Origin of the sequence: Streptomyces sp. NPDC088745, assembly GCF_044751045.1 — a bacterium.
Taxonomy (GTDB): domain Bacteria; phylum Actinomycetota; class Actinomycetes; order Streptomycetales; family Streptomycetaceae; genus Streptomyces; species Streptomyces cremeus.
The window spans coordinates 213400-227159 of the sequence record NZ_JBIVLB010000010.1 but is presented as its reverse complement, the minus strand read 5'-3'; the positions used below and the strand labels follow the sequence as shown (position 1 = coordinate 227159).

13 protein-coding genes are annotated in these 13760 nt (G+C 73.0%); 8 read left to right on the top strand and 5 right to left on the bottom strand.

Going from position 1 to position 13760, the window contains the following annotated elements; all coding sequences use genetic code 11:
- The first annotated feature begins 150 nt into the window (after positions 1–150).
- Positions 151–954, top strand: coding sequence for a methyltransferase domain-containing protein (locus tag ACIP93_RS25275; protein WP_401761923.1), 804 nt, complete (start codon positions 151–153; stop codon positions 952–954).
- On the opposite strand, the gene ACIP93_RS25270 is transcribed toward ACIP93_RS25275, so the two are convergent.
- Complete coding sequence (locus ACIP93_RS25270) at positions 932–1243, bottom strand: hypothetical protein (RefSeq protein WP_401761922.1); 312 nt, start codon at positions 1241–1243, stop codon at positions 932–934. The two genes, ACIP93_RS25275 and ACIP93_RS25270, sit on opposite strands and share 23 nt — an antisense overlap.
- Positions 1244–1452: 209 nt before the next feature.
- Between ACIP93_RS25270 and ACIP93_RS25265 the strand changes: the two genes are divergently transcribed.
- Positions 1453–1638 carry a hypothetical protein gene (locus ACIP93_RS25265; RefSeq protein WP_345227247.1) on the top strand — a complete coding sequence of 62 codons (186 nt, stop codon included), beginning with the start codon at positions 1453–1455 and terminating at the stop codon, positions 1636–1638.
- Positions 1639–2379: 741 nt separating this feature from the next.
- Positions 2380–3477 (top strand): DMT family transporter, encoded by a 1098-nt coding sequence (locus tag ACIP93_RS25260; protein WP_401761919.1) that lies wholly within the window; start codon positions 2380–2382, stop codon positions 3475–3477.
- A gap of 115 nt (positions 3478–3592) precedes the next feature.
- Here the strand turns inward: ACIP93_RS25260 and ACIP93_RS25255 are convergent, their stop codons facing one another.
- Complete coding sequence (locus ACIP93_RS25255; RefSeq protein WP_401761918.1) at positions 3593–4981, bottom strand: STM4012 family radical SAM protein; 1389 nt, start codon at positions 4979–4981, stop codon at positions 3593–3595.
- Between the two features lie 313 nt (positions 4982–5294).
- On the opposite strand from ACIP93_RS25255, the gene ACIP93_RS25250 reads away from it, so the two are divergent.
- The 4 genes from ACIP93_RS25250 to ACIP93_RS25235 all read left to right on the top strand — a co-directional run bounded on the left by ACIP93_RS25250 (position 5295) and on the right by ACIP93_RS25235 (position 10735).
- The gene (locus tag ACIP93_RS25250) at positions 5295–6500 is read left to right on the top strand and encodes a DUF1152 domain-containing protein (RefSeq protein ID WP_401761916.1); all 1206 of its coding nucleotides are present in this window, start codon (positions 5295–5297) and stop codon (positions 6498–6500) included.
- Between the two features lie 538 nt (positions 6501–7038).
- The gene (locus ACIP93_RS25245) at positions 7039–8589 is read left to right on the top strand and encodes a uracil-xanthine permease family protein (RefSeq protein WP_401761915.1); all 1551 of its coding nucleotides are present in this window, start codon (positions 7039–7041) and stop codon (positions 8587–8589) included.
- Positions 8586–10028, top strand: coding sequence for an amidohydrolase family protein (locus ACIP93_RS25240; protein ID WP_345227237.1), 1443 nt, complete (start codon positions 8586–8588; stop codon positions 10026–10028). The genes ACIP93_RS25245 and ACIP93_RS25240 overlap by 4 nt, the downstream gene beginning before the upstream one ends.
- On the top strand, positions 10025–10735 hold the full coding sequence (locus tag ACIP93_RS25235) for a TSUP family transporter (RefSeq protein WP_401761912.1): 711 nt from the start codon (positions 10025–10027) through the stop codon (positions 10733–10735). The genes ACIP93_RS25240 and ACIP93_RS25235 overlap by 4 nt, the downstream gene beginning before the upstream one ends.
- Positions 10736–10789: 54 nt before the next feature.
- Here ACIP93_RS25235 and ACIP93_RS25230 read toward each other — a convergent pair whose 3' ends face one another.
- On the bottom strand, positions 10790–11824 hold the full coding sequence (locus ACIP93_RS25230) for a LacI family DNA-binding transcriptional regulator (protein WP_401761911.1): 1035 nt from the start codon (positions 11822–11824) through the stop codon (positions 10790–10792).
- 165 nt (positions 11825–11989) lie between these two features.
- On the opposite strand from ACIP93_RS25230, the gene ACIP93_RS25225 reads away from it, so the two are divergent.
- Entirely contained in the window at positions 11990–12187 is a 198-nt protein-coding gene (locus ACIP93_RS25225) for a hypothetical protein (RefSeq protein ID WP_401761909.1), read from the top strand.
- A gap of 217 nt (positions 12188–12404) precedes the next feature.
- Here the strand turns inward: ACIP93_RS25225 and ACIP93_RS25220 are convergent, their stop codons facing one another.
- Positions 12405–12800, bottom strand: coding sequence for a PPOX class F420-dependent oxidoreductase (locus ACIP93_RS25220; protein WP_345227230.1), 396 nt, complete (start codon positions 12798–12800; stop codon positions 12405–12407).
- Complete coding sequence (locus ACIP93_RS25215; protein WP_401761907.1) at positions 12784–13446, bottom strand: TetR/AcrR family transcriptional regulator; 663 nt, start codon at positions 13444–13446, stop codon at positions 12784–12786. The genes ACIP93_RS25220 and ACIP93_RS25215 overlap by 17 nt, the downstream gene beginning before the upstream one ends.
- Between the last annotated feature and the right edge of the window lie 314 nt (positions 13447–13760).

The window sequence follows — 13760 nt, the reverse complement described above, 5'->3', positions numbered from 1 at the left end:
GACACCCGGCACCACTGTGCCGTTGCCCAGGCCGGGCGGGTGCCGCAGCATGGGCGTGTTCGGTGAAGAACTGCGTACCGCCGCACGGGCGGGGACGCTTCAGGGAGGTGCGGCACGGTGCCCGACGGTGCTCAGCAGGATCATCCCGTCATGCATCCCGCGGTGCGGGAGACCTACGGTCCGGCGGACCTGAGCGGTGCCCCGATCTTCGCCGGGGGATTCGTCAACTTCGGGTACTGGGACGCCATCGACCTGGGCCTGCCGCTCAGCGAGACGGAACGCATCCGCAGCCAGGAAGACCTCTACCGTCATGTCCTGGACGCCACCGGCCCGCCACGGGCGGCGCACGTGCTGGAAGTGGGCTGCGGTCTCGGCATGGGCTGCGAGGTGACCTTGCGGGAGTACGCCCCGGCCGCGGTCACCGGCCTGGACATCCACCCCGACCAGCTACGACGGGCGCGCAACGCCCATGCCGACCTGCTCCGGCGGGAACCCGGACGGCTGCGGTTCGTCCAGGGCGCCGCGGAGACCATGCCCGCAGGCGACGGCGAGTTCGACACGGTCATCAGCGTGGAGGCCGCACAGCACTTCCCGGACCTCCGTGCCTTCGCAGCAGAGACGAGGAGGGTGCTGCGCCCGGGGGGCCGCGTGGCTGTCACCAGCTTCTTCACCGTGGACGACCTGCCCGGCAGACCCGGGGAGCTCGCGGAGCTGCTGGAGACGTACGCCAGCGGCCTGGACATCGCACGCCCGGTGAGCGCACTCGCTGACGCATTGCTGGAGGACGGGTTCACGCACGTGCGCGTCGAGTCGATCGGGGCGCACGTCTGGCCGGGCTGGGACCTCTGGCTCAGCCGGTGGTGGGCGCCGGGGACCTGGCCGCGGAACTTCCTGCGCGCCTACGAACACGGCATCCTCGACTACTACCTCCTCACGGCAGAGCGCGCTGGGTGAAACGCCGGTGCCGGGACGGCCACCACGATTCCGGAATCACAAGCGCGGTGCCCATGCTGCCCCGAAAGGCGGGCGGCACCTGCCTCTCCTGCTTCCGGGCCGACGCGCGAGCGGCGACACCGGGGCCGGGCAGGTTGTGCAGCCCTGCCGTGCGGGTGCCGGCCGCGATGGAGCCTGCGAGGACCGCCTTGGGGGAGGAGGGGTGGGACTTCCCGACGGTGATGAAGGTCAGCACGCCGGTGCCGAAGACGACGGTCATGAAGAGGATCAGCGCGGTGCGCTGTGACAAGAGCGCCGGGTTCACGGCGGGGGCGGGGCGGTGGGTCTCGGCGGTAGGGACGTGTCGGCAATGGCAGGCGAGCCGCCCGTGTCGTTCCCGTCGGACACTCGGCGAAACCACCGACGCTCTCGCGACTGACGGCACCCCAGCAGGCATCCCCCGCCGGAGCCCGGACCCCACGAGTCGCAGGGTGCACTGGAGCGGCGTACACAGAAGGTATGAGCGACGCACGGAGAACATGGCATCCCGGTGAGATCGTGCCCGAGAGCGGCATCTACGAGTGCGACTGCGGCGAGGGGCATCACTGGAGCACGGACGTGAAGGGCCACCGCTTCCCGCCCACGCCCGCGGGCTGCACCGGCAGCGCCTGGGCGATGAAGACGGACGCCCACCCGAAGCCCTGAATCCGTGCTGCACCCCCCCGCCCACCGTCATCGAGTTCTGGCCGTGCTCGACGGACCTGATGGCGTCGGTTGACCGTGGCGGAGCCCCCGCACACCCGCACATCACGCTTCGACATGACCCGCTCGGCAGTCCAGCGACGCATGCACCCCGAAGCTGCGCAGTCCTCGCGAATGATGATGGCGGACACCGGAGGCTGCCTCTGCCAGGCATCATCCAGCCCGCGCCAGGCATCTGCCGACGCGAAGGATGGGCCGCCGGGCCCTGCGCGGGCGGCGACGGGTCCGCAGCCGCGGTGAGCAGTCCGGGTCCGGCCTTGTGACGGCGGTCGGTGTCCTGGTGCGTCTGTGGACCGCCCAGGACATCCGCAGCCGGGGTGAGGCGCGGGCGCTGAACACCTTGTACGGGGTCACGGGTGTCTGCCGCCGCACCGGCGTCCACACCGACGGCGCCACCTCTACGACGGGTACACCGAGGGCGACGGCGGGCCGAGCGTGTGGGGGTCCAGCGCACCGGCGGCCACCGGCGGCCTCGGCAGCCCGAGTCCTCGCCGTCCCGACCAACCTGAATTCTGGCCGCTTCAACGCGGAGGGACGTGCGTCCCCGGCACTCCCGCGACGGGCCTGGAGAAACGCACGACGTGTCGCCGTTCCTCCCGTCCGGCGTTGGGCGATCTCCCTATGGCCAGCCGTTCTGACGCCTCGTTAGCGTGGGGCGCAGGTGAAGCCGGGAGACTCCGCACAGTGACCCACGCCCTGCGCGGACGCCCGGCCGACGCGTCGGAACCGGTGGACGGGGTGAGCGAACAGGTGAAGGACAGCAGCGGCGGTGTCGCCGACGCGCGGAACGCGGGCTACGCGGGAGTGGCGCCGGTGCTCGCCGCCGCCCTCCTGTGGGGCACGGTCGGACCCGCCCAGGTGTTGGCCGAATCGAGCGCGTCGCCGGTGGCGGTGGGGGCCTGCCGGATGCTCCTCGGGGGGCTGGTGCTCGGAGCGTTCACCGCACGCCTGCCGGGACTGCGCACGCTGTGGCGACCCGGGGTGCGGGGCCCCATGGCCGTCAGCATCCTGGTCACCGCCGCTTTCCAGGCCTGTTTCCTGGCGGCGGTGGCCAAGGCGGGCGCCGCGCTGGCCACCGCGGCCGCCTTCGGCACGGTGCCGGTGGTGGCCGGAATCTGCACCTACGCCCTGACGGGGGAGCGGCTCTCCCGGGCCTGGTGGGCGGGTACTCCGTGCGCGATCGTCGGCATCGCCCTGCTGCTGGTGCCGGGCTCATCGGGCCGGGCCGATCCGGCCGGAATCCTCCTCGCCGTGGTGGCCGGAACGAGTTTCGGCGTCTACATCACGATGACCAAGCGCATCGCCGACCGGGGAGCGGACACCAGGTCCGCGGCACCCGTCAGCGTGGTCTGCGCCGGACTCCTGGTCTCGCCGGTGCTGTTCGTGGCCCCCGAGGGGCTGACCGAGCCGCGCACCCTGCTCCTGGTCGGCTGGCTCGCCCTGGCGACCACGGCTCTGGGCTACCTGCTGTTCACCCGGGGCATCACCAGGATCAGCGCGGCCACGGCGGGCACCCTCAGCCTGGCCGAGCCCCTGGTGGCGACCGTGCTCGGCCTGGTCCTGCTGGGGGAGCGCTGGAGCCCGGTCGCCGGCGCGGGAGCCGTCCTGCTGCTCGCGGGCCTGGTCGTCGTCTCCGTACCGGCTCCCACGCGCCGCCCCCGGACCCCGGCGCCCGCGCCGAACGCGGTGCCGCCCACTCGGATCCGCCCCGCCGCCGGCCGCGTCCCCTCCGCGCCGGCACGCCGCGCCCCGGAGCCCCACGACCGGAACACGCCCGGCTGACACGGGCCGGCCGCAGCCCCGTACCGCCCGGCCCTCCGCTAGTACCAGCACTGAAGAGACTCCACGGGTGCCCACCGCGCCGGTGTGCGACCCGGCCCGGTGGGCGCCCGCGTCCTCAGCGGTCCTGGTAGGAGGCCATCGCCTCGTTCACCCGGGACGAGAAGAACATCGGCCCGATGGCGTCGGCCCTGGCCATCCCCTCCGGGGTCAGCCGCAGCAGTCCGCCGGGCTCCACGCGCACCCAGTCCTCGGCGGACAGTTTGGCGAACTCGGCGGGGAAGTCGTCCTCGAAGCGAGTGCCGAAGCGCTCCCGGTACGCGTCGCCGCGCATGCCCACCGACTCCAGGAGCTGCTGGAGCACGAACATCCGGCGCCGCTCGTCGTCGTCCATCCGAAACGCCCACTGCGCCCGCCGGAACGTCTCGTCAGGGGTCGCGATGTAGTCGTCGATGATGCGCCGCACCTCCGACACCGCGACCGCGTAGTCGGTGGTGTAGTGCAGGTCGGTGGTGAAGGACCGGGCCCCCACGCCGAGTCCGACCATGCCCGCCTGCTGGTTGTACTCGCTGATGCTGGTGTCCTCGGCGCTCTCCGCCGCCGCCGAGCCCAGCCGCCGGAAGACCCGCATCGACGTCTGCTCGTACCCCGACGCCAGCAGGTGGTCGCGCCCGTACCGGTACAGGCGCAGCCGCTGCTGGTCCCAGAGCTCCCCGCTCTTGTCGTGACGCGCCATCAGACCCGTCAACGGGCGTACGTAGAGCGGGTAGAGGTAGATCTCCTCGGGCTCCCAGCCCACGGCGGCGTCGAGCGAGACCTGGAAGGACTCCTCCGTCTGGCCGTCGATGCCGTAGATCAGGTCGATGTTCAGGACGGGGAACGCCGCCGCCTTGAGCCGCTCCAGCGCGGCGTCGACCTCGGACCTCTTCTGCGGGCGTACGGCGGCGCGCGCCTCCGCGTCGATGAAGCTCTGCACGCCGATGCTCAGCCGGGTCGCGCCGCGCTCGGCCAGAACCGCGAGGCGGTCCGCCGTCGCGGTGGCGGGCGAGGTCTCCACCGACCAGGGCACGGCGTCGAGGTCCACCCCCATTTCCGTTTCGCAGATGTCGCACAGCCGGGTCAGTTCGGCGGCCGTCAAATAGGTGGGAGTGCCGCCGCCGAATGCGGCGAGCGTGAAACGTATCTCTTCGCCCTTGGCCTCCAATGCTTCGCGGGTGACCCGCGCCTGGCTCTGCAGGGTGCCGAGAAAAGCTCCGGTGACCTCTTCGGGGGCCCCGGTGCGGGTGAAGAGGTTGCAGAAGCCGCAGCGCATCTCGCAGAACGGGATGTGCACGTAGAGCGACAGGGCGTCGAGCCGCTCCCGGGACCACAGCTCGCTCAGCAGGGGCCCGTCCGTCAGCAGCCGGTAGGACTTCTGGTGCGGATACGCGTACACGTACTGCTTGTACGGCGTCTCCGGGGCCTCGGGTGCGCGGGAGGTCAGGTGTAACGGTACGGAGTTGGCCACGGGGGCGGTTCCCTTCGTCGTGTCGGACCATGTCGCGCCGTGTGCAAGGTTAGTGACGGAACGTCATGGAGGGATATGGTCGGAAACCACAACATGGCGATCTCGACATCCGGTGAATTTGCATGATCCTGCCCTTGTGGAAAACGTGCGCACATGCGAAACGGACTGTTTCCCTTTCTTGTCCGCGGCGGCTGGTACGAGCAATGCGAGGTCGGAAAACAGCCATTCTTCTCCGCCCCCGGAAATGCGGGGTCCGGATGGGATAGAAGTCGTGCCCATGAGCCGAGGAAAAGCGGGACACGAGGGGGCGCGCATGACGCGGGAGACGGCGCGGGCGCCGAGGGACGCCGGGGGGCCGAGCACCGGCCGGCGGCTGCTCATCGCCGCGGGCGGCGGCGGGGACGCCATCGCCACGACCATGGTGCACAGCGCCCTGTACGGGCCCCGGACACCGGCGCTGGTCCTCACGTACGCCTGGGAACGCCTGGTGGTCGACCCGGTGCCGGGCCCCCGCCGCCCCGCCGACTTCACCGGCACCGTGCCCGTGACGCCGCACCTGGACCTCGTCGTCGCGGGGTCGGCGCCCCGCCCCCCGGCGGGCTCGCTGCTGCCCCGCCTCGCCCGCGACCTGGCTCCGGGCCTGGGGCTGCTCGACCCCTACGGCGGTGCGGAGTCGCTGGCCCGGCAGATCGCCGAAGCGGCCGTGTTCTGCGGGACGCGGGAGGTGGACGTCGTCGACGTCGGCGGGGACGTGGTGGCCGACGGACGCGAGCCCACCCTGCGCAGCCCGCTCGGCGACGCCCTCGTCCTGGCCGCCTGCGCCCGTACGGACCTGCGTGTGCGGGTGCTCGTCGCCGGGCCGGGGCTGGACGGCGAAGTGCCCGAACGCGATCTGCTGCCACGGCTCGGGCCCGCCGCCTTCGCCCTCACCGCGGGGGACACGGACGCGGTGGACGCGGTCTTCCAGTGGCACCCCTCCGAGGCGAGCGCCCTGCTGGTGGCGGCGGCGCGCGGGGTGCGCGGGGTGTGCGGCACCCGGGACTTCCCGCACCCGGTCCTCCTCGGCCCCGCGAGCGCCCACGTGCACGAACTGACCCTCGACCGCGCCCTCGCCCTGAACCCGCTGGCCCGCGCCCTCGCCCGGACGACCGATCTGGCCGGGGCGGAACAGGCGTCCCTGGCCGTCTGCGGATTCTCCGAGATCGCCCGGGAACGCGACCGCGCCGCCCGCCGACTCCCCACCGCCCCGCCCGCCCCCGCTCCCGGCCCCGATCCCGCGGACCTCCTGGCACGGCACGCCGCATGGGAACGGAACACCGTGCTGCGGGGCATCGCGTACGTGACCACGCGGCGCATCACCGAGGAACTCGCCCTGACACCGGCTCAGGCAGCCCTCCTCCTCCGCCACCTGGCCGCGTCGACCCCCGCCCGCCCGGCCGCCGCCCCCCTCTGGCCGCTGCGCCGGCCGACGGCCCCGGAAGGACGGCCGGACCGACGGGCGCCCGCGGAGGAGCGGTAGTAGACCCCCGTTCGGCAGAGCGGTGCCGGAAGAGGTCCGTTCCCTCCGTGCTCCGCCCGTCCACGGGTAGCCACCCGGGTGGCGGCGCGTGCCCTCGCACGGCAGTCGTCCCAGGTGGCGGCGCGTGCCCGCGCACGGCCCCCACCCGTCGCCGAGTGCCACAACCCGCCTCCGCGAACGGCCGGCACGGGCCCCCGGCCCGGCCCGTGCCGCTGTACGCCCCCGGGTCGCCGCTGGTACGTCTCACCCCGCCCGTCATTCGACTCACACCACCGCCTCACGGCCTCTGAAACAACCGACGTCCGGGCCACCACCACCCACGCCCAGCCCCTGGTCACCCGGCGTCCCGCCCCTCCCCGGACCGCCGAATCCGATGCTCCGGCCTGTCCTGCGCGACGACGCACACCCCTTGACGGCTGTCGAAGCGGCCTCACATACTGACGGCCAAATCGGTTTGGCCAAATCGATTTGGCCCTCCGTCCAGGGCCGTAGCGCTTCTGCTGTCCGAGCATGTCCCACGCCCGATCGGAGCTCGAACATGTCCAGTCACCGCACGCCCCCGCCCGGGACGGAACCCCCACGGACCAGCCCGGCCGACGACCCCGACGCCGCACAAGCCGACGCCGCACAAGCCGGCCCCGCACACGCCAGCCCCGTACGAGCAGCCCCCGCCCAGGCCGCCCCCACGCAAGCCGACTCCACGCCGCCCGAGCCCGCACCAACCGCCCCCACGTCCCCCGCCGGCACACCCCGCCCCGCCGTCCACCCCGTCGACGAGGCCCGGCCCCTCGGGCGGATCGTTCTGTTCGGCATCCAGCACGTCCTGGTCATGGCGGCCACCCCCATCTCGGCGATCTTCCTGATGAGCGCCACCCTGCGCCTCGGCCCCGAACTGACCGTCAACCTCCTCTCCGCCGCCTTCGTCCTCTCCGGCGTCGGATCGCTGATCCAGTCGCTCGGACCCTGGAAGTTCGGGCCCAAGCTGCCCTTCGTGATGCTGCCGGGCGGCGCGCCGCTCATCCTGTTCCTCGCGATCGCCGAGCAGCACGGGGTAAGGACCGCCACCGGCGCGGTCGTGCTCACCGCCGTGTTCTGCTTCGTCGTACTGCCGCTCTTCGCGCGGCTCCTGCGGTTCTTCCCGGCCCTGGTGATCGGCACGATGATCGTCATCGTCGGCGTCAACCTGGTGAAGGTCGGCGCCGTGCTCGTCACCGGCCGGCCCGGCGAGAGCGGCTTCGCCGATCCGACGAACCTGATGCTCGGCATGGCGACCATCGGATTCACCGTCGTCTTCTACCTCCTGTTCACGGGCCTGCTGCGGCAGTTGGCCGTCATGCTCGGCCTCCTCGCGGGAACCGTGCTCGCCGCCCTCCTCGGCCACGTCGACTTCGGCGCCGCCGCCGAGGGCGGCCTGGTGAGCCTGCCGGAGCTGATGCCCTTCGGCTCCCCGCAGTTCAGCCTGGTCGCCGCGCTGCCGCTGATGCTCTACAGCCTCGCCTCGATGGCGGAGGCCACCGGCCAGACGGTCATCAACGCCGAAGCCGTCGGCAAGGAGATCGACACCCGCGACGCGGTCCCCCGGACCGTCCGGGGGGACGCCCTGACCTCCGTGTTCGGGGGGTTCTTCGGCCTGCCGCTGATGGTGACCAGCGGCGAGAACATCGGCATCGTCCGCGTCACCGGCGTACGCAGCCGCTACGTCACCGCGGCCGCCGGAGTGGTCCTCGTCGTGATCGGCTTCTGCGCACCGGTCACCCGGGCGATCAGCGTCGTCCCCTCGGCGGTCGTCGGCGGGACCGCCATGATCGTCTTCGCGGTGATCACCGTGCTCGGCGTGCAGATGCTCGGCCGCTCCGACCTCGACCAGCACACCAACACCTTCATCTGCGCCGTCGCCCTCGCGTTCGGCCTGCTGCCGATCCTGCTCCCCGGCGTGTACGCCGGCTTCCCGCCGAACCTGCGCATCCTCCTCGAAAGCGGGGTCGCCGTCGGCGCGTTCGTCGCCGCCGTACTGAACATCCTCTTCCACCACGTCAGGCCGCGCATCGCCGCGCGGCCGACCCCCGCACGCACGGAAAGCGACCGATGAACCAGCTCTCCCCGCACCCGGCCCGCACCCCCGCCCTGCCCGCGATGGCAGACCTCCTGCACACCCCGCACCCCGTCCTCCTCGCCCCCGACGCCGTACTCCTGCCGGAGGGCCTCGCCGAAGGCCACGCGGTCGTCGTCGCCGACGGCGTCTTCCGCGCCGTCGGCCCCGTCGACGTCCTCCGGCGCGCGCATCCGGGACTCGACGCCGTCCGCCTGCCGGGCCACCTCCTGATGCCCGGCTTCGTCGACGCCCACCACCACCTGACCCAGAGCTTCGGCTCCGCACTCGCCTTCGGGGAGCCGTCGGAGATCTTCCGCCGGGTCTGGGTGCCCCTCGAAGGCGCGCTGGACGAGGAAGCGGCCTACGTCTCCGCCAAGCTGGCGGCCCTGGAAGCCCTGCGCGGCGGTTTCACCACCGTGACCGACGCCGGTACGCGCGCGGCCGTCGACGTCGGCGTCGTCGCCTCGGCCGCCCGGGACGCCGGAATCCGCTGTGTGCTGGGACTCGTCTGCAACGACGTCCCGGACGCCGGGCGCCCCGCCGCCCCGGCCGCGCCCGTCGCCGAAGCGGCCGAGAAGCACCTCGCCCGGTTCGCGGACGACCCCCTCATCCACCCGTCCCTCGCCGTCTCCATCCCCGAGGCGGCCACCCCGGACACCCTCCACCGCACCGCCCGTCTCGCCGCCGACGCCGGGGCGATCGTGCAGATCCACGTCAACGAGCACCTGGCGAGCGTCGAGCGCTCGCTCGTACGCCACGGACTGCGCCCCCTGGAACACCTCCACCGCATCGGCGCCCTCGGGCCCCAACTCCTCGCCGCCCACGTCACGTTGCTCACCCCGCACGAGCTGACCCTGCTCGCCGACACCGGAACCGCCGTCAGCTACAACCCCGTCGCCAGCGCCTGGAAGGGCAACGCCGTCGCCCCGGCCACCGCGATGGCCGAGCGCGGCATCCGTTTCGGCCTGGGCACCGACGGCACCCGGGGCGACGGCTTCCGGCTGGCGGACGCGGCCGAGTTCGCCCAGCGCATCGCGTACGGCCTGGCCACCGGCGACTCCTCCTGCGGCGCGGGCTGGACCTGGCTGGAGCACGCCACCGCGGGCGGCGCCGACGCGGCCGGCCTCGGCGCCCGTACCGGAACCGTCGCCCCGGGACTGGCCGCCGACTTCCTCCTCGTCGACGTCACCGGCCCCGAACTCGCCCTCTCCTGGGACGTGCCCTGGGAACTGGTCCGCCGGGGCAACCGCGACCAGATCACCGCCGTGTACGTCGCCGGACGCCTGCGCCTGTGGCGCGGCGACCCGGTCGACTGGGACGGCCCCGCCCTCGTGGAGCAGGCCGCCCGGCTGGCCCGCGCCACCGTCGCCAAGGCCCCCATCACCCGCGCGCACCCCACCTCCACCGCCGCCCGCGAGCGGAGCCGCGCGCTGTGAGCACCGAAGCACTCCTGATCCTCGCCGTCACCGTGGCGGTCGCCGCGTTCGTCCAGGGCAGCAGCGGCCTCGGCTTCGCCCTGATCGTCGCCCCGGTGGCGGGGATACTCGACCCCGGCCTGCTCCCGGTCTTCGTCCTCGCGGCCATGATCCCGCTCAACCTGTACGTCGCCTGGCGCGAACGCGCCTCGCTGGACCTGCGCGGCGCGGGATGGGTCACGGCGGCACGGCTCGCCGCCACACCGGGCGGGCTCGCGCTGCTCTGGCTGATCCCGGACCGCAGCATCGGCCTGTTCGTCGGCGTCGCCACCGTGCTCGCCGCTGTCGTTAGCCTCGCCGCGCCCGCGTTCACCCCCGGCCGGCTGGCGTACGTGGGGGCGGGCGCGGTCACCGGCCTGACGGAGACCGCCACCGGTGTCGGCGGCCCCCCGCTCGCCCTCGTCTACCAGCACCGGCCGCCCGCGGAACTGCGCTCGACCGTCGCCGCCTGCTTCCTGGTCGGCGAAGTCGCCTCGCTGCTCCTGCTGTTCGCGACGGGGGAGGGGCGGCCGGCCGACCTCGGCCTGGCGGCGGCGCTGATACCGGTGATCGCCGTGGGCGCCTGGCTGAGCCGCCTGGTCCACCACCGGCTCGACGCGCGCCGCATGCGCCTGTGCGTCCTCGTCTTCGCCCTGGTCTCCGGCGCGGTCCTCATCATCGGCCTGTGACCGCTCCCGGACGTACGGGGTGAGCCCGCGCGGGCGAGTTCCGCTGCCGCGAGCTCACCGCGTCGTCGACCGGCGTACGACCACCCGCGGCTCGGGCGCCGTCGCCACCGCGGCGGCGGCGTCCTCGCCGCGCAGCCGGCCGAGCAACAGGGCGACGGCGTCCGACGCGGCACGGTCCAGATGCAGGTCGACGGCGGTCAACGGCGGCTCGCAGGTGCGCGCGCGGAGCCCGTCGTAGCGGGTGGCGACCAGCACGTCGTCCGGTACGGACCGCCCGCTGTCCGTCACGGCCCGCACCGCGCCCACCGCGAACGCGTCCACCATGGCGCACACCGCGTCGAGCCCGGGGTGCGCGGCGAGCAGGGCCGCACAGCTCTCGTAACCTGCCTGCTCGCCGCCCTCCTCCGGAGCACTCGCCACGACGGGCTCCCAGCCGTACCGCCCGGCGACCCGCTCGTACGCGGCGAGGGCGTCGACCGAGGAGTGCCGCGCGCCGGCGCCGACGATGAGCGCGGGCCGCCGGGCCCCCTGCTCGTACAGGTGCCGCAGCAGGAGCTCGGCGACGAGCCCGCCCCGCAGGTCGACGTACGGCACCCGCTCGGCCTCCGACACCGGCCGGCCCAGCGCCACGTACGGGAGGTTCCGTTCCGCGAGCTGCGCCGCGGCGGCGTCGCCCACGTCCGGCTCGACCACGATGGCCCCGTCGATGTCCACGGAGTACAGCGCGGACGTCGACTGCACGGGCGGCACGAGCACCAGCGCGTAGTCGTGCAGCAGCGCGCTCTCCGCGGCGGCCGCGGCGACCTCCATGTAGAACCCGAGCCGTGACGGCCCGCCCGCCACGGCGAACGGCATCGACGAGGCGAGCGCGATGGTCTTCGCCTCGCCCCGCCGCAGCCGCTGGGCGCGGAGGTTGGGCCGGTACCCCAGCTCGGCGGCGGTCCGCTTGATGCGCTCACGGGTCCGGGGATCGACCTTTCCGATGCCGTTCAGCGCATGGGAGACCGTGGTCCGGGAGACCCCGGCTGCCTGAGCGACGTCGGAGATCGTCGGCGGCCTCGGGCGGGAACCGGAACCGGAGTGATGCATCTGCGCGGACGCTCCTTGCACATGACGGGTGAACAGTTCCCCTCATCTTCGCCGACCGCTCCGCCCGCCGAGCCGGACCGGGGCTTTCCACTGGTTACGCTTTCGCAGCCGGCCGGTGCGGCGGCCTTCAACCGGGCATGGCCCGCGACGAACCAGGGGAACCAGATGACCACCGAGATGCCACGCACAGCAGGACCCGGGCCCGCGGGCGCCCCCGGCAGACCTGTCGCCTACTTCAGCGACGAGGCCTCCGCCGTGATGAGACCCCTGCCCGGCCCGTCCCGGCGCCTGCGGTCGCCCTTGCAGACCCTGACGTGGCAGGAGCCCCCGGCCCCGGAGGCCGGGGACGACGAACTGCGATAGCCGAACCGGGCGGGAGGCGGACGCCGGTCGCCACGGGCACGCCGGACCGACGACTCGTCCGCCGCGCGCTTCTCCACGGCTGCGACCTCGTGCCGTGCGCCGCGAGGTGTCGAGACGGGGGAGCAGGGCGGTCCGCTTATGGAACGCGCCGGGGAATCCGGCGCACCCCGTGACGGGGCCCGAACGGATCGCTCGGACCCCGGCTTCCGCTGCCTGCTCAGCGCCGAGGGGTGTGCAACGTGTCGACACTGATCGTCAGCAGGACGCGTTCCTGCTGTGGGCCGCCGAACTGCGGGTAGGGGCGCCCCAGATACTTGTGCGCGAGCTTGTCGATGTGCTGCTCGGCGCCCTGCGTCGTGGACGAGGTGACGGCGCCACGGGCTGCCCAGTATCGGGCCGGCGCGGTCGGGTCGGCGATGGCGACGGCGACGCGTGGGTCGCGGGCGATGTTCTTCGTCTTCTGGTGCGTGGTCACCGTGTTGATGAGGATGTTGTCGCCGTCGGTGTCGACCCAGGTCTGGGTGATCTGCGGGGAGCCGTCGGGCATGAGGGTGGTCAGGAAGCAGAGGGCCGGGGTGTGCAGGACATCGACCAGGTCATTCGGCAGGTTCATGGGCGGCTTTCTTGTCTCGCGGTGCGGCGGGGACGCCGAAGAGGCGATCGATGAGGTTGTCGTCCGGCTGCCTGGCGGGCAGCTCGGCGTGCTGGAGCCCGGCGAGTGCCACAGTCAGGGCGCGCCGCCACAGGTCCGGGTCGACGTGTCGGGCGGCATCCATCACCGCACCGACCATGAGGTGGATGGTGACCAGGTCGGCGGGCAGGACCGCGGCCGGCAGCTGTCCGGCCCGGATCGCCCGCTTGAGCAGGTCCGCTGCGAGCGGCGTGATCCGAGCACGCCCGCGGATCACGAGTTCGGACGACTGGTGACCGCCGCGCAAGAGCTGGCCGAGGCCACGGTTGCCCGCCTCCAGTTCGAGCTGCTGCTCCATGAACCAGGTGAGTCCGGCCCATGGGTCGTCGTACTGACACGCCTGCCGGGCGAGCTCGACCACCGCGTCGATGTGCTCGGCGAACAGGATGTCCACGAGCTCCTGCCGATCGGGGAACCGGCGGTAGACGGTGCCCATGCCGGTACCGGCAGCGGTGGCGATCTCCTCGTACGTCACCTCCAGTCCGTCACGCGCCATCAGGGCGTGGGCCGTCTCCAGCAGGAGTCGGCGGTTGCGCTCCGCGTCGCGGCGCAGGGGGCGTTCTGCCATGCGCACAACGTAACAAGTGGAAAACCTCTTCTCAAGTTGAATTTATATTCCACTTCAGTTTCGCGCTGGTGTCGCGCCCCGTCCAGGGAGATGCCGCAGGCCACCCGGCCCATGAGTGTCGAGCCCTTCCGCCGACGAGGAAGGCGCGTCGGCCCCGGCGGCCGGCCGCGTCGCTGTAGCTGGCGCACCGGCACAGGGCCTCGGGCCGCTCGGACACCGGGCGGCCACCGCACAGCCGTGCCGACCGCACCCGGTCCGGAGACACGCGGCCGTCAGCCTCCGGGCGTACGTGGAAGGCCCGCTCGGCCATGCCG